Origin of the sequence: Edwardsiella ictaluri ATCC 33202, assembly GCF_000264785.1 — a bacterium.
Lineage (GTDB): Bacteria > Pseudomonadota > Gammaproteobacteria > Enterobacterales > Enterobacteriaceae > Edwardsiella > Edwardsiella ictaluri.
Map to the genome: position 1 here is coordinate 1 of NZ_AFJI01000034.1, position 16,167 is coordinate 16,167.

13 protein-coding genes and 3 pseudogenes are annotated in these 16,167 nt (G+C 53.6%); 8 read left to right on the forward strand and 8 right to left on the reverse strand.

The window, feature by feature from the left end:
- Window positions 1-234: 234 nt before the first annotated feature.
- The 7 genes from cyoA (at window position 235) to EIEH_RS04280 (ending at window position 8,354) form a co-directional block, all read left to right on the forward strand.
- Window positions 235-1,185 (forward strand): cytochrome o ubiquinol oxidase subunit II, encoded by a 951-nt coding sequence (gene cyoA, locus EIEH_RS04250; protein WP_015871526.1) that lies wholly within the window; start codon window positions 235-237, stop codon window positions 1,183-1,185.
- A gap of 3 nt (window positions 1,186-1,188) precedes the next feature.
- Window positions 1,189-3,180, forward strand: a complete 1,992-nt coding sequence (gene cyoB, locus EIEH_RS04255; protein WP_015871525.1) for a cytochrome o ubiquinol oxidase subunit I — start codon at window positions 1,189-1,191, stop codon at window positions 3,178-3,180.
- Window positions 3,170-3,787: a cytochrome o ubiquinol oxidase subunit III gene (locus EIEH_RS04260; protein WP_015871524.1), complete on the forward strand. Its 618-nt coding sequence runs from the start codon at window positions 3,170-3,172 to the stop codon at window positions 3,785-3,787. Before cyoB ends, EIEH_RS04260 begins: the two co-directional genes overlap by 11 nt.
- Window positions 3,784-4,122 carry a cytochrome o ubiquinol oxidase subunit IV gene (locus EIEH_RS04265; RefSeq protein ID WP_015871523.1) on the forward strand — a complete coding sequence of 113 codons (339 nt, stop codon included), beginning with the start codon at window positions 3,784-3,786 and terminating at the stop codon, window positions 4,120-4,122. The genes EIEH_RS04260 and EIEH_RS04265 overlap by 4 nt, the downstream gene beginning before the upstream one ends.
- A gap of 17 nt (window positions 4,123-4,139) precedes the next feature.
- Window positions 4,140-5,030: a heme o synthase gene (gene cyoE, locus EIEH_RS04270; RefSeq protein ID WP_015871522.1), complete on the forward strand. Its 891-nt coding sequence runs from the start codon at window positions 4,140-4,142 to the stop codon at window positions 5,028-5,030.
- Between the two features lie 256 nt (window positions 5,031-5,286).
- On the forward strand, window positions 5,287-6,651 hold the full coding sequence (locus tag EIEH_RS04275; protein ID WP_015871521.1) for an MFS transporter: 1,365 nt from the start codon (window positions 5,287-5,289) through the stop codon (window positions 6,649-6,651).
- An 818-nt stretch (window positions 6,652-7,469) separates the two neighbouring features.
- Window positions 7,470-8,354 (forward strand): N-acetylmuramoyl-L-alanine amidase, encoded by an 885-nt coding sequence (locus EIEH_RS04280; RefSeq protein WP_015871519.1) that lies wholly within the window; start codon window positions 7,470-7,472, stop codon window positions 8,352-8,354.
- 573 nt (window positions 8,355-8,927) lie between these two features.
- Here EIEH_RS04280 and EIEH_RS18820 read toward each other — a convergent pair.
- From EIEH_RS18820 to tnpA, 3 genes and pseudogenes are all read right to left on the reverse strand, one after another.
- A pseudogene (locus EIEH_RS18820) lies at window positions 8,928-9,080 on the reverse strand (IS630 family transposase); the annotation flags it as partial.
- Window positions 9,081-9,096: 16 nt separating this feature from the next.
- Window positions 9,097-9,794 (reverse strand): IS1 family transposase gene (locus EIEH_RS17320; RefSeq protein ID WP_107775265.1). Its coding sequence is split into 2 segments (ribosomal slippage): window positions 9,097-9,545 and window positions 9,545-9,794, totalling 699 coding nucleotides; the frame shifts between segments, so codons are not numbered across the junction.
- 32 nt (window positions 9,795-9,826) lie between these two features.
- Window positions 9,827-10,219, reverse strand: coding sequence for an IS200/IS605 family transposase (gene tnpA, locus EIEH_RS17330; protein WP_015871514.1), 393 nt, complete (start codon window positions 10,217-10,219; stop codon window positions 9,827-9,829).
- A gap of 22 nt (window positions 10,220-10,241) precedes the next feature.
- Between tnpA and EIEH_RS17335 the strand changes: the two are divergent.
- Window positions 10,242-11,004 (forward strand): annotated as a pseudogene (locus EIEH_RS17335) (RNA-guided endonuclease InsQ/TnpB family protein).
- Between the two features lie 687 nt (window positions 11,005-11,691).
- Here the strand turns inward: EIEH_RS17335 and EIEH_RS18385 are convergent.
- From EIEH_RS18385 to atoD, 5 genes and pseudogenes are all read right to left on the reverse strand, one after another.
- Window positions 11,692-11,866 (reverse strand): annotated as a pseudogene (locus tag EIEH_RS18385) (transposase); the annotation flags it as partial.
- A gap of 340 nt (window positions 11,867-12,206) precedes the next feature.
- Window positions 12,207-13,391, reverse strand: a complete 1,185-nt coding sequence (locus EIEH_RS04300; RefSeq protein WP_015871508.1) for an acetyl-CoA C-acetyltransferase — start codon at window positions 13,389-13,391, stop codon at window positions 12,207-12,209.
- A gap of 29 nt (window positions 13,392-13,420) precedes the next feature.
- The gene (locus EIEH_RS04305) at window positions 13,421-14,743 is read right to left on the reverse strand and encodes a TIGR00366 family protein (protein WP_015871507.1); all 1,323 of its coding nucleotides are present in this window, start codon (window positions 14,741-14,743) and stop codon (window positions 13,421-13,423) included.
- Window positions 14,740-15,390: a 3-oxoacid CoA-transferase subunit B gene (locus tag EIEH_RS04310; protein WP_015871506.1), complete on the reverse strand. Its 651-nt coding sequence runs from the start codon at window positions 15,388-15,390 to the stop codon at window positions 14,740-14,742. Before EIEH_RS04310 ends, EIEH_RS04305 begins: the two co-directional genes overlap by 4 nt.
- Window positions 15,390-16,052, reverse strand: a complete 663-nt coding sequence (atoD, locus tag EIEH_RS04315) for an acetate CoA-transferase subunit alpha (protein WP_015871505.1) — start codon at window positions 16,050-16,052, stop codon at window positions 15,390-15,392. Before atoD ends, EIEH_RS04310 begins: the two co-directional genes overlap by 1 nt.
- Window positions 16,053-16,167 lie beyond the last annotated feature (115 nt).

Here is a 16,167-nt window from a genome sequence, read left to right on the forward strand (position 1 = left end):
AATCGAAAGGGGACATTTCAACTGATTGGATGCATTGCCGAACCAGCTTACCATCTTGTTGATATTATGGGTAAATTATTACTACATGATGATACGTGTGATCCATTTGGCAAAAAGTATCAATGAAAGGATACCTTTTGCTGACAATCTTTACATTTATTTAACCATGCCATAAAATGTCAGTGTGAATGAGGCTACGGTAAATCATTATTATGATGTCATTGGGGTCGTTAGATGAGACTTAAGAAATACAATCGACGCATTGGGATGCTGTCATTGGTGGCAGCCTCTGGGTTGCTCAGTGGTTGCAATATGGTATTAATGGATCCCAAAGGTGCTATTGGTGTTGAACAACGGACACTGATCCTCACGGCAATCGCGTTAATGCTGATAGTGGTGATACCGGTTATCTTCATGACATTCATCTTTGCTTGGAAGTATCGCGCCTCCAATAAAGATGCTAAATACATGCCGAACTGGGCCCACTCCAACAAGATCGAAGTGGTCGTCTGGACAATCCCTATCATTATCATTGTCATCCTTGGCACGATTACCTGGAAGACAACCCACGAACTCGATCCATTCAAGCCGATTGTCGCCGACAAGAAACCGATGACGATCGAAGTAATTTCTCTGGATTGGAAATGGTTGTTTCTCTATCCAGAACAAGGTATTGCGACCGTTAATGAGCTCGCTTTCCCGCAGGATGTTCCCGTCGAGTTCAAGGTTACGTCGAATTCGGTAATGAACGCATTTTTTATCCCGCAGTTAGGTGGACAAATTTATGCGATGGCCGGGATGCAGACCAAGCTGCACCTGATCAGCAATCAAGCGGGCGCTTACAAAGGTATCTCCAGCAGCTACAGCGGGGCAGGTTTCTCCGGTATGAAATTTACCGCTATCGTTACCCCGACCGAAGGAGACTTCACGCAGTGGGTTGCTAAAGTAAAAACATCTCCTAACAACCTGAATACTATCGATAAGTTTAATAAATTGGCAGAGCCGAGTAAAAACAACCCGGTTGAGTATTTCGCTGCTTTCAAACCGAATTTATTCCAAGACACTATTGCCAAATTTATGGGTGACATGACGATGCACAATGGCGCTGGTGCGCACAAAGGCATGGACATGAACCAAGGTATGGACATGAGTGAACACACTGGTCACGTCGGATCCGAGGAATAATTGATGTTGGGAAAATTAACACTTGATGCGGTTCCGTACCATGAGCCGATCATCATGGTCGCTGTTGCTGGAATGCTTGTTGGGGGGCTGGTGATCCTGGCGCTACTGACCTATTTTGGCAAATGGACGTGGCTGTGGCGCGAATGGTTGACATCGGTCGATCATAAGAGAATTGGTATCATGTATATCATCGTGGCGATGGTCATGTTGCTACGCGGCTTCGCCGACGCCATCATGATGCGCGGTCAGCAGGCGTTGGCGTCCGCCGGTGAAGCCGGATTCCTGCCACCGCATCACTACGACCAAGTCTTTAGTGCGCACGGCGTGATCATGATCTTCTTCATGGCGATGCCGATGGTCGTCGGCCTGATGAACGTCGTGGTACCGCTGCAAATTGGTGCGCGTGACGTTGCATTCCCGTTCCTGAATTCACTGAGTTTTTGGCTCTTCGTGGTCGGTGTGGTATTGATCAACCTCTCTCTGGGGGTCGGTGAGTTTGCGCAGACCGGTTGGCTGGCCTATCCGCCGCTGTCAGGTAAGGAGTTCAGTCCTGGTGTCGGCGTTGATTACTGGATCTGGAGTCTACAAATTTCCGGTCTGGGCACACTGTTGACCGGTGTGAACTTTATCACCACCATCCTGAAGATGCGCGCCCCTGGCATGTCTTTGATGAAAATGCCGGTATTCACCTGGACGGCGCTGTGTTCTAATATTTTGATCACCGTTGCATTCCCTATTCTGACTGTCACTATCGCGCTACTGACCCTGGATCGTTATCTGGGTACCCATTTCTTCACCAATGAGATGGGTGGCAATATGATGATGTACATCAACCTGATTTGGGCCTGGGGTCACCCAGAGGTGTATATCCTGGTTCTGCCGGTATTCGGCGTATTTTCCGAAGTCACCGCCACTTTCTCTAAAAAACGACTCTTCGGCTATACCTCACTGGTATGGGCAACCATCGTGATCACCGTCCTGTCGTTTATCGTATGGCTACACCACTTCTTCACCATGGGTGCCGGCGCGAACGTTAACGCTTTCTTCGGTATCGCCACCATGATCATTTCCATCCCGACCGGGGTGAAAATTTTCAACTGGCTTTTCACCATGTACCGGGGGCGTATCCAGTTCAACACGGCGATGCTGTGGACCATTGGTTTTATCGTTACCTTCACCGTGGGGGGAATGACCGGCGTTCTGCTGGCGGTACCGGGCGCAAACTTCGTGCTGCACAACAGCCTGTTCCTGATCGCACACTTCCATAACGTCATCATCGGTGGTGTGGTGTTTGGTTGCTTTGCGGCCGTAAACTACTGGTTCCCGAAATCCTTCGGTTTCACGTTGAATGAAAAATGGGGCATTCGCGCCTTCTGGTTCTGGCTGATCGGCTTCTTCATCGCCTTTATGCCGCTATACGTATTGGGCTTTATGGGTATGACCCGTCGTATCAGCCAGGACATCAACGCTGAGTTCCATCCGTTGCTGTTGGTCGCCGCCGGCGGTGCAGCACTGATTGCCTGTGGTGTCTTGTGCCAGATAATCCAGATCGTCGTCAGCGTGCGCGACCGCGAACAGAATCGCGATCTGACCGGTGATCCGTGGGACGCACGTACTTTGGAGTGGTCTACGTCGTCTCCACCACCGTTCTATAACTTTGCCATCGTCCCGCAAATCCATGATCGTGATGAATTTTGGGAGATGAAGGAAAGAGGTGACGCCTATAAAAAACCGGCACACTACGAACCGATTCATATGCCTAAGAATACCGGCGCCGGCGTTATCATCGCCTGCTTCAGTTTGATATTCGGTTTCGCAATGATTTGGGAAATCTGGTGGATGGCGCTGGTTGGCTTTATCGGTATCCTCGTTGTCTGGATCGGCAAGAGCTTCGATCACGATGTTGACTACTTTGTGCCGGTTGATGAGATCGCGCGCATCGAGAACCAACACCACGAACAAATCCGTAACGCAGGCGTGAAACATGTCAACTGAAACTCTGACCCATCAGAATACAGCCCATGCAGAGCATGGACACCATGACGCAGGAGAGACCAAGGTCTTCGGATTCTGGATCTACCTGATGAGCGACTGCATTTTGTTTGCGGGCTTGTTCGCGACTTATGCAGTACTGGTAAACGGGACTGCAGGCGGCCCCACCGGAAAAGAGATCTTCGATCTGAAGTTCGTCCTGGTCGAAACCTTCCTACTGTTGTTCAGCTCGATCACCTATGGTATGGCGATAGGCGCGATGAATAAGGGGAGCGTCGGCGGTGTTAACGTCTGGCTGTTGCTGACTTTCCTGTTTGGTTTGGGCTTCGTGTCGATGGAGGTCTATGAATTCCATCATCTGATTACAGAAGGTTTTGGGCCGGATCGCAGTGGGTTCCTCTCCAGCTTTTTCGCGCTGGTCGGCACCCATGGTCTGCACGTAACGGCCGGACTGACTTGGATCGTCGTCATGATGATCCAGATCAGCAAGTTCGGCCTGACCGCCGCCAATAAAACCCGTCTGATGTGTCTGAGCCTGTTCTGGCACTTCCTGGATGTGATCTGGATCTGCCTATTTACAGCCGTCTACCTACTGGGGGTTATGTCATGAGCCATTCATCCCATGAAACCTCTCACGGTGGCGCAGGCCATGGCGGAGTGAAGTCATACCTGATCGGCTTTATCTTGTCGATCGTTCTGACGGTGATCCCGTTTGCGGTGGTGATGAGTGGTGGTGTTGCTCATTCCACCACCCTGGCAGTGGTCGTCGGGATGGCGGTTATCCAGGTAATTGTTCACCTGGTTTGCTTCCTCCATATGAACACCTCATCGCAAGGGCGCTGGAACCTGGTGGCACTCCTGTTCACCGCTGTGATCATCGGTATCGTTGTTGTTGGCTCACTCTGGATTATGTACAACCTCAACATCAATATGATGGTCGATTAAGGGCTGAGTGGCGCGTGATGATTAAGCAATACCTGCTAGTCACTAAACCAGGCATTATTTTCGGCAACCTCATTTCTGTTGTTGGCGGATTTCTGCTCGCGGCTAAAGGGATCATCGACTATCCCCTGTTTCTTGCGACTCTGGTGGGGGTCTCATTGGTTGTCGCGTCGGGTTGTGTGTTTAACAACTACATCGATCGCGACATCGACAAGAAAATGGAGAGAACGAAGAATCGGGTGCTGGTGAAAGGGCTGATTGCGCCGAGTGTTACCCTGATTTATGCGACCGTTCTGGGTATTGCGGGCTTTGTGTTGCTGTATATCGCGGCTAATCCGCTGGCCATGTGGCTGGCCGTGATGGGGTTTGTGGTTTATGTCGGCGTTTACAGCCTGTACATGAAGCGCCACTCGGTCTATGGCACGCTGATCGGTAGCTTGTCGGGTGCCGCACCGCCGGTCATCGGTTATTGTGCGGTCACCAACGCGTTCGATGCTGGTGCGTTGATCCTGCTGGCTATCTTTAGCCTGTGGCAGATGCCACACTCTTATGCCATCGCCATCTTCCGCTTTAAAGATTACCAGGCGGCTGGCATTCCCGTGTTGCCAGTGGTGAAAGGCGTTTCCGTCGCCAAGAACCATATCACGCTCTACATCCTGGCGTTTATGATCGCCACGCTGATGCTGGCCCTGGTGGGCTATGCCGGCTATAAGTACCTGATTGTTGCGGCGGTGGTGAGTATTTGGTGGCTGGGGATGGCGCTGCGTGGTTATAAGACCGAGAACGACAGCATCTGGGCGCGAAAACTGTTTGTGTTTTCCATTGTCGCCATCACCTCCCTGAGCGTGATGATGTCGATTGACTTCAGCGTCAGCAGCGCGTCGCCAGCACTGCTGACCTACGTTTGGTAAGTCAGTGTGTGGACAGACGCACTCAGGGCCACTTCTGTGAATGGATCGCGGATATAGCCAATGTTATTGGTTTATCACAATATTGTCGTATGCAGGGTGAGCGGTAGCGCAATGAGCCGTTATAAAACAGGCCCGCTCCTCTCTGTCCGACGCCGTTTGATTTACCCTTGCTCTCCCATACTGGACAGTTTTGTATAAACCCTGCGATCAGGCGCTCTCTCAACGCGTGATCGCATGATGTTTACCGAGGTTTGCTGTGAACGATAATTCAATGACCCCACAGGAGCGTCGCGCCACCTGGGGATTGGGTTGCGTATTCTCCCTGCGTATGCTTGGCATGTTTATGGTATTGCCGGTGCTAACTACGTACGGTATGGCGCTCAACGGTGCCAGCGAAACGCTGATCGGTATCGCCATCGGTATCTATGGCCTGATGCAGGCGCTGTTTCAGATCCCATTGGGTTTGCTCTCCGATCGTATTGGTCGCAAGCCGTTGATCATCGCTGGACTGCTGATCTTTGCCCTTGGCAGCGCCATCGCCGCCGTCACCGATTCGATCTGGGGTGTGATCCTTGGCCGCGCGCTGCAAGGCTCCGGTGCAATTGCTGCTGCAGTGATGGCACTGCTCTCTGATCTCACCCGGGAGCAGAACCGCACTAAGGCGATGGCATTTATCGGCGTCAGCTTTGGTATCATCTTTGCTATCGCCATGGTCTTGGGGCCTATCATCACCCACGCCTGCGGCCTGAGTGCATTGTTTTGGATGATCACCGTGCTGGCGTTGGCCGGCATCGTCATCACCCTGGCTATAGTACCTTGCGCTGATACCCATCTGTTGAATCGCGACTCAGGCATTGTGCGCGGTAGCTTCAGCCGAGTGCTGAACAATTCGCGTTTATTGAAGCTCAACATCGGCATCCTGTGCCTGCATACCTTGTTGATGTCGAGCTTCGTGGCACTGCCGCTGGCGTTGGAGAGAGCCGGTCTGGCGGCCAATATGCATTGGGTAATCTACCTGGTGACCATGCTGATATCATTTGTCGCCGTGGTGCCTTGCATCATCTACGCCGAGAAATGCCGCCGTATGAAACGGGTCTTTATGAGTTGCGTCGCGCTACTGTTCTGTGCCGAAGTGTTGATGTGGCTCTCCGGCACACGCCTGTGGGGTCTCATCGTTGGCATACAGCTGTTCTTTATGGCCTTCAATGTGATGGAGGCGATCCTGCCTTCGCTGATCAGCAAAGAGTCACCGGCAGGCTATAAAGGTACCGCGATGGGGGTTTATTCCACCAGCCAGTTTATCGGAGTGGCGCTTGGTGGCGGCCTCGGCGGCTGGCTGTATGCTTTGCAGGGGGCCGGTCTGGTGTTTATCGCCGGCGCCCTGGTGGCTGCCTTCTGGTTCTTGATCAGTCGTACCATGAAAGAACCACCATATGTCAGTAGCCTACGTATTATCCTGACAGAGTTGGCATTGCAGGATCCCACCCTGGCAAATCGCTTACAGGCGCAGCCTGGCGTTGTAGAGGTGATTGTTGTACCGCAAGAGCGCAGTGCCTATGTCAAGGTGGATACCAAACAGAGTCATCGGGCGCAGTTGGAAGCGTTGGCCAATTTGCGATAAGAGTACACATCTATCCCTGAAAACCCAAATTGATAGAGCAGGTTTTGACTGCGGTGTGCTGAGGGCATCGGTGGGTTATTCAGCCAGAGCGGCGTCAGACGGGTACTTGGCAGGGAAATGAGGGGGAGCCAGCGACGGTGCCGGGGAGTGCTGGATAGGGTTGCAAGTCAGGCGCTGGATCTGTTTTCTGCGGCAACACCGATAGGCATTCAGATAGTCATACTGTCCACAGTCTAAAAAGACTTTCCTATCGCCGAACAGTACACCGGTATTTGCTGACCGAATATAGATGTCAGTATCCTTTGGCCGCATCCGTTGAACAGCGCCCTTACATTATCACTAATAGCCTCAAACTATCCATAATGTTAATTTTCATTTGGTTAAGATATTGGTTCATTGTGCTAAAATACCCAGTTAACTTGAATTTATATTTTACAGTCTCTGTGAATTCCCACTGTAAATAATCATATAAAATTGTTGATAAATACTTCTTTAACATTTTTTGAAACTGCTTCAACTGGCTGTTTTTGTGGAGTGTCGGCTTGTTTGACGTGTTTTCATGGTGGCTGTCAGCATAGCCGTTTTAGCTCTATCTGCTTATTTAGCTTGGGGAAATGGCAAAGTATATTAATGGTTTTCTACAAGGTTGATTTGTAACAATTTTGTTTCTGGTTGTTTTGGTATTTGTGATTAATTTGTTTATATTTAGATTGTTGTTTATCAATCGTTTAATGAAATAGGTGATAATGGCTGCTGTTTTCAATAACTGATTCAAGCAAAGAAGCGGTGGCTTCAATTCATTAACGGAGTTTAAATTAATGCGTAAACCTCTGTTTTTACCCTGCTCAACGATGATTGAGAAATTAGTGGTAGTGACCATTCTGGCTTTTATGTTATCAGCTTGCGTAAGACATTCGGATAAAATTGAAGCGCGCGACGGTTATTTTGCCAGTCATGCTTTTACGGCTGTTGGCCAGAATGAAAGGATACGTTTTCTTGTTCTACACTATACGGCAGTGGATGATGTTAGTTCGCTGAATATTTTGACTAAAGAACAAGTCAGTGCTCATTATCTTATTCCAAAAGAGCCGAAGTCAATACATGGTCAACCCGTCGTCCTTCAGCTCGTTGATGAGAATAAGCGGGCATGGCATGCAGGCATCAGCAGCTGGAATGGCCGGTCGGGGCTGAATGATACCTCTATCGGAATAGAAATAGTCAACCTAGGGTATACTGATAATATGCTGGGGCAACGAACCTGGTATCCCTACACCGAAAAACAGATTGCTGCTGTCGCTGCATTAGCAAAGGATATTGTTAATCGCTATCATATTGAGCCTGATAATGTGGTTGGACACAGTGACATAGCCCCTCTCAGAAAACAGGACCCCGGAAAACTATTCCCTTGGGAACACCTGGCTGCAATGGGCATAGGTGCTTGGCCGGACAGAAGTACAGTAAATAAATATCTTGCTGATCGTTCCCCACATTCCCCTGTAAAAGTAAGTGTTATTCAGGCATTACTGAAGCAGTATGGATATGATCAAATCCCCCAGAATGGAGTCTTGGATGAGAATACCAGAAAAACGGTCAGTGCATTCCAGATGCACTTCCGGCCAAGTGATATCAGCGGTAATGCCGATGCCGAGACTGAAGCCATTGCCCGAGCTTTGCTCGAAAAATATAGAGGAATTTCGTTTTAGACTCGGCCAACAGGGAAATCTTGATGCTGGCAGAGATCAAATTGATTTGATGACAAGGCGCAGTAAACTGACAGAGTTAGTCATGGGGCTTATTTAAAAAGCTTAGAGACATGCTGTGAGCTTTGATCTGTGTAATGGCGGGAGTCAGGGACGACGGGTCTATAGTCCTGGCTCCAGCCCATCCAGTATGAACGTTGTTTGCCTTGACGATGGCTGCCCGTCAATTCACGATGACATCGGCGGGTACATCGATGATGAACATCACATAAGCAGGAATGGAGCCCACCCACAGCGGGTCTTGGCGCACCACAGCTGCTCCTGACCCCGCAGATGATCCCATCATAATCAAGAATAACCGGCTTCATTCTGGCTACATATTCTGGCAACCGGTAGATTTTTCGGCAAACTCAGAGAGTGTCATCCAGCACAGAATGGGGATAACGCTGGTTATCGTGCATGTGCCAGGCCTCGTTTTTGCACCGGTCATCCTTCAGAGATATGAATTCCTTCTCATTCAGATGTTCCTGCTTTAATCCTTCGCTGAAGGGCTCTAAATAGCTGCGCCAAATACCGCTACACTTTTGCCATCCCATGTTTACCTCCCGGGAACGGGCTGACGGTTTCCATAAAATGGCAGACTTTTTTCAACAGTTGCCACATTGAGCGACACTGATGATTGCGCGTTATTGTGTCGAGAAGTACCTGCCATAGCCGTTCCACATGATTCGGTCATGACTCAAATTTAGTGGTAATGGTTGATTGTTAGATACCAGCCGATGACCTTATCGTGCATTTCTTCTGAGTTGGAGAAGCAGATTGTCCTTCGGGTAAGCCGTTTGAGATGAGTTCGCAGATTCAAGTTATGGCGTCCTATGCGTTGGGTATATTTCTTGCTGACTACATGGTGAGCTGGATCCAGTAGCGTCCGGTATACCGGCCAGGCATCGGTCATGTAGAAGACAATATTAAATTTTCTCACTAACGCTAGAAGCCGCTGTAACGTCAACGCATTTCGAGGGCCAAAGACATGAGCAAGAACCCGCTTTTGAATACGGTCATACGCATAGAAGAGCCAGCGAGGATTGCTCTTACAACGAACGAATGACCACTGTTCATCAGCTTCACAGCAGATAACGACTTCGGCTCCCGGCTCTACGTGTTGCGCTCGCTGTCTCGGTTCCCGTTTTTTAGGTGGCGGAGGACAGTATTGAGGCTGATATCAAGAACCCGTGCCGTGTCACGACATCCGGAGCCGTTCATTGCCATAGCAATAATGGATTGATGTGTGTTGGGTTTAGCTGCGTTATATTGAAAGTTGAGCTGGAAGGTTTTCAGGCAGAGCTTGCAGCGATAGAGCTGAGCGCCAGAAGTGGAGTGACCATTACGGATAACTCCCTGAGTTTTGGTGCAGCGGGGGCAAACCAGATCAATCTTTGCCATTTCTTATCTAAAAGGTGAATAATACCACGACACTAATTTGGAGTCACTACCGAAATCGACGCACCGCCACAACGACTTGCAAAATAACTCGGAGTCCACAGAACGCCTTTGTAGTAATAGCGTAGAGCGATATCTGGCCGGTCACGGCGTAGCAGCCTGCTGGATACGCCTTTAAGACTGTTGACCAGATTTGATATTGCCCGCTTTGGCGGGTAGTTGATCAGCAAATGCACGAGGTCGCATTCGCCATCCATTTCAACCAGTTCAACATCAAAATCAGCACATACGCTGGCAAAGTAGCTGCGTAGCTTTTCGATGGCATCAAGATCAAATATATTTCGTCGACATTTGGCGACGAATACCAAGTGAATATGCATCAGGAAAACACAGTGTCCTCCTCGGCGAATATCAGTTTCTTTTGTCATAGATCAACGCATAATGGTATGGATGAAGCGACTTCCAGCTTTCAAATTCCAGTTAAGACCAAAGATCAGCAGGAGCGCGATATGCTGTGCTTCGCAGGAGCTTGTCGCTTCGTTTTTAACCGTACACTGGCACTTCAGAATGAGAACCATAAAGCGGGAAAGAACTCTATCCCCTACACCCAAATGGCTTCATGGCTCATTGAGTGGAAATCCGCGCCTGAAACACAATGGCTACAAGAATCACCCTCTCAGCCGTTGCAGCAGTTACTAAAAGCTCTGGAGCGCGGCTACAAGAATTTCCTCCAAAAACGCGCAGCATTCCCGCGCTTCAAAAAATGTGGTCAAAACGATGCTTTCCGCTACCCGCAGGGCGTGAAGCTCGATCAGCTCAACAGTCGGATATCGTTGCTAAAGGTACGGTAGAGCAGCACGGACGAAACGTCAAAGCCAAATCAGGGGTGAACCGCTTGATACTGGATCTGGGCTGGTATGAACTACGCCGCCAGATTGAGTACAAGCAGCTCTGGCGCGGTGGTCAGGTATTGGCGATTAATCCCGCCTACACCAGTCAGAAATGCGCCTGCTGTGGCCATACAGCGAAAGAAAACCGCCAGTCACAAAGCCATTTCGAGTGTCTGGAATGTGGATATACAGAGAACGCTGCTATCAACGGTGCCCGTAATATTTTAGCGGCGGGGCACGCCGCGTTAGCCGGTGGAGAGATGGCAGCTTTAGGCCGCCCGATGAAGCAGGAACCCACCGCAACGGCTCAGATCATGATTTGAGCGTAGTAGGAATCCTCCGCCTTCAGGCGGGGAGGATGTCAATCTCAGCGCTGAATTCACAAGCCGCCGCTCTCTGGGCTAACAGCCTACCCCAGTAGGAATATATTGTTGCACCCCGTTTGAGCATGGACAGCGCACAACAACCGGCGCGTACACGCAGTAAGTGAGGATCGTGAGCACGACTCAGGACCAAAATGGAAAATCAAATATCCTAATGGGATCGACGCTAAGGGTGGCGAGGCGCAGACGCCGGCTCCCCACGCCAGAGGGGATGACGCGATAGCGACGTTGTCACTTTTTGGGTGCAGTTCCTGCCCCTCCGCGACAGCGGGGATGAAATAATGGTGACGTTGTCACTTTTGTGCGTTTTCTGCCCCCGCACCAGCGGGGATAAACCATGCCTCTGGCCTTTTGGCATAAACTTTTTCTTTAGGTCGGTACGCTGTTTTTCTGACAGTTTATCCGTGATGCGCTCAAACCATGTATCAAGCGCTGTATCGTGTGGTACAACCGCGCAGGAATATGCAATGCCCCATGCAACAGCGGAGCGGCGGTTTTATCCTCTATCGCCTGCCGTATGGTGTAAGCGTGGATGGTTTTGCTAAAACGGGCTTGCGGTTTTACCCGGTGTGCCGTAAAGCCCCGTCCTTCATGGCGAGGATATAAGGCGCGGTTTTCGACCTAACGTGGTGTTTGCTGTTGCTCAATGTATTGCCGGATGATTGATATTGGCGCACCACCGCAACTACGGGCAAAGTAGCCGTGGAGTCCACAGGACGCCTTTGTCGTAATACCTTGCGGCAATGTCTGGGCGATCACGGCGAAGCAATCGGTTGAATATTCCCTTTAAGCTGTTAACCAAAACCGCTCTGCGGGATAAGGTACAGCGTAAGGCCGGTAAGCCCGGCCAGTGGTACAGACAGATGGGGAGCGCTTAGCGGTTGGCGGACGGGAAACGCCCTGCGACACGGCGACTGACACAGCGCAGGGCGGTGCGGACAGCGGTGCTGGCATGCGTCGGGTAAACGGAAAAGCCGTTATACCCGCGCTGTTGACACACCGTTGCCCATGTTAAGCGCCGCCAGTCAACGTTGTATAAAGGGGCTGGCCGGAGGCACGGTATTCCGTTGTGCCATGCGGACAGGCGGGCCGGGGGATAACCGCCTGCCCTGCAGACGCGCCGACGCGCGCCCGCTCCGGTCTCAGCTGATCCTCTCCACGATCAGGGCGATCCCCTGGCCGCCGCCGATGCACAGTGTCGCCAGCCCCAGGCTCTTATCCCGGGCGGAGAGCGCGTGCAGCAGGGTGACCAGAACCCGGGCGCCGCTGGCGCCGATGGGGTGGCCCAGCGCGATGGCGCCGCCGTTGACGTTCACCTTTTCGGCATCCAGCCCCAGCGCCTTTCCGACGGCCAGGAACTGCGCGGCAAAGGCTTCATTGGCCTCAATCAGATCGATATCGGCCATCTGCAGCCCGCACTGTCGCAGCGCCTTCTGGGTGGCGGGGACCGGCCCCATCCCCATCAGCGCCGGTGCGACGCCGCCGCTGGCATAGCCCTTAATCCGCGCCAGCGGTGTCAGTCCCGCCGCCCGGGCGGCGTTTTCCTCCATCACCACCAGCGCCGCCGCGCCGTCGTTGATCCCTGAGGCGTTACCGGCGGTGACGCTGCCCGCCTTATCGAACGCCGGGCGCAGGGCGGCAAGTCCTTCCGCCGTGGAGTCGGCTTTGGGGAATTCGTCGCGCTCAAAGAGGGTAGTTTTTTTACGCGACGTCACGCTGACCGGGACAATCTCGGCCCGGAAGGCACCGGCATGGATGGCCGCCAGCGCCTTTTGCTGGGAGAGCAGGGCCAGTGCGTCCTGCATCTCACGGCTGATGTCATATTCGCGGGCGATGTTTTCGGCGGTGATCCCCATCGGGTAGCCGTGGGTGGCGCACAGCAGGCCATCCTGCAGGATAACGTCGGTCAGCGTCCCGTCGCCGAGGCGGTAGCCCCAGCGCGCCTGTGCATTCAGCAGATATGGCGCCTGACTCATGTTTTCCATGCCACCGGCGATCACTGCCTGCGCCTGGCCCGCCTGAATGGCCTGGGCGGCCAGCGCCACGCTTTTGAGGCCCGAGCCGCAGACCTTGTTGACGGTAAATCCGCAGACCTGTTCGCTGAGGCCACTTTTTAACAGCGCCTGACGCGCCGGGTTTTGTCCCAGCCCGGCCTGCAGTACGTTGCCCATGATCACCTCATCCACCCGTTGCGGGTCGAGGCGGGCGCGTTCCAGGGCGGCCCTGATGACCGTGGCGCCAAGATCGATGGCGCTGGTTGCCGCCAGGGCGCCGTTGAAGCTGCCGATGGCGGTGCGCACTGCGCTGACGATGACACAATTTTTCATCTTCTTTTCCTTAAGGTGGGTCGATACCGTCAGAAGAGGGTCAGACCGACAACAAAAATAACGCCGGAGAACAGCAGGGCGGTGATGCAGTAGCCCATGATGTCGCGGACCCCAAGCCCGGCGATGGCCAGGGCGGGGAGCGCCCAGAAGGGCTGCGCCATGTTCATCCACTGCTCGCCGTAGGCGATGGCCATCACCGATTTACCGAGATCGGCCCCCAGGGTTTGCGCAGCGGGCAGGACGAATGGCCCCTGAATGACCCAGTGGCCGCCACCGGACGGCACGGCAAAGTTGATCAGCGCAGAGCTGAAGAAGGTCATCAGCGGGAAGGTGTCCTTATTGGCCACGTTGATGAAGAACTCGGTGATCAGGCCACCGAGGCCGGAGTGCTCCATCATCAGCTGGATCCCGGCATAGAAGGGGAACTGAACCAGAATACCGGCGGTGCTGCGCGCGGCGGCGCTGATGGCGCGCATATAGGCCATCGGCGTTTTGTGCAGCAGCAGACCGGCGATCATAAACATCATGTTGACGGTGTTGATGGTGATGTTGAACCCCTTCCCGGCGAAGTAGATCCCCAGATAGGCGATGCCCAGCGCGCCGATGATCAGCGCCAGAATACGGCTCTCCTCCAGCTTCTCTGACGGGGGGGCATCTGCCGGTAATTTTTTCTGGAAATCGGCCTCTTCCATCAGCAGCGCCGGATCGATGCTGACGACATCGGACGGTTTGGGGGTCATCAGGCGGGTAATAAAGGGCATCACCACGATCAGGGCGAGGGTGATGAAGATGTTAAAGCCGGTGAAGAGGGTATCGCTGACCGGAATTAACCCGGCAACGTGCTCCACCGGGTTACCCGGGGTGGCTGCCAGCAGGGGCATCGAGCCGGAAAAGCCGCCGCCCCAGGTCAGAAAGCCGATGTAGGCGCAGGCGATCAGCAGCGGGTAGTCTGACCCCGGTACGCGCCGGGCGACCTCACGGGCAAACATCGCCCCCACCACCAGCCCAAATCCCCAGTTGATGACGCAGGCGACGGAGCCGAAAAAGGTCACCAGCATCACGCCCTGAGCGGGGGTCCTGGCGGCCGATGCGGCGGTGCGCAGCAGGCTTTTCACCGGGGCGGAGCTCGCCAGCGCATGGCCCGTCACGATGATCAGCGCCATCTGCATGCCGAATGCCAGCAGGTTCCAGAAGCCATCGCCCCAGAAGCGCACCATGGCCAGCGGTGTTTGGGGTGTCAGCCACAGCGCGATAGCGAAGGTCAGCAGGGTCAGCAGCATGGCGAAAATCAGCGGATCGGGCAGCCAGCGGCTAACGAAGCGGGCCATAAAACGTGAGATGCGGCCAATCATGCGTCACCCCGCATGATCAACAGGTCGGCGGCGACGTCAAAATGGGCCTCGGTCTTGGTGCGCAGGGTGGCCAGATCGCACCCTGCGGCGAGTTCGGTCAGCCACATTTTGCCGTCCGTAAAGCGGAATACCGCCAGTTCGGTGACCAGCACATGCACCGCATGGCGGGCGGTGAGTGGCATGGTGCAATTACGCAGAATTTTCGCCGCGCCATCTTTCGCGCAGTGCTCCATGGCAATAATGACTTTGCGCGCCCCGGTGACCAGATCCATCGCACCCCCCATGCCCGGCACCATTTTGCCGGGAACCACCCAGTTGGCGAGGCTGGCCTGTTCATCGACCTGCAGCCCACCCAGTACGCAGGCGTCCACGTGACCGCCGCGGATCAGGGCGAACGACAGCGCGCTGTCGAACATGGCCGCGCCCGGTAAAATCCCGCAGGGCTGTCCCCCGGCGTTCACCAGATCGGGGTGGGCGGTGGTGACCGGCCCCAGCCCGAGGAATCCGTTTTCCGATTGCAGGGTGATGTGGATACCCTGCGGCAGATAATTGGCGACCATCGTCGGCAGGCCGATGCCCAGATTGACGATGTCGCCATCGTGCAGCTCTCGCGCCACGCGGCGCGCAATACGCTGTTTCGCATCCATTATTTATTCTCCTGAGGCAGGACGATATGGTCGATGACTGCGCCGGGCGTCACGATGTGGTCAGGCAGCAGCGCACCGGTCTCCACCAGTTCGTCCGGCTCTGCCAGGGTGATGTCGGCGGCGAGGGCAATCAGCGGGTTAAAGTTGCGGGCGCTGAGCTGGTAGGTCAGATTGCCCAGGGGATCGGCGCGATGGGCGCGGATCAGCGCCAGATCGGCGCGCAGCGGGCGCTCCAGCAGCCAGGTTTTGCCGTCGAGCGTCAGGCTCTGCTTGCCCTCGGCGACGACGGTACCGACGCCGGTGGGGGTCAGAAAACCGCCGAGCCCGGCGCCGCCGCAGCGGATCTGTTCAATCAGGGTGCCCTGCGGAACCAGTTGCACCGCCATCTCCCCGGCCATCATGCGCCGCCCGGTCTCCGGATTGGTGCCGATGTGGGAGGCGATGACGCGGCTGACCCGCCCGTTGACGATCAGCGGGCCGATGCCCGTATCGACAAAGGCGGTATCGTTGGCGATCAGGGTCAGGTCCCTGACGCCGGACTCCAGCAGGGCCGAGATCAGGCGGGGCGGGGTGCCTACCCCCATAAAGCCGCCCACCATAATGGTCATGCCGTCGCGAAACAGCCCGGTGGCACTCTGTAAAGTAATCAACTTGGTTTTCATTATTTTTCCCTGTTACGTACGCTAATTTAGGTACCTAAAGGGAATAGCAAGCCGGATGCCAGCGTGGCCTATAGATGAAATTATTGAATAACCAATTGAATAATATGATTTATAG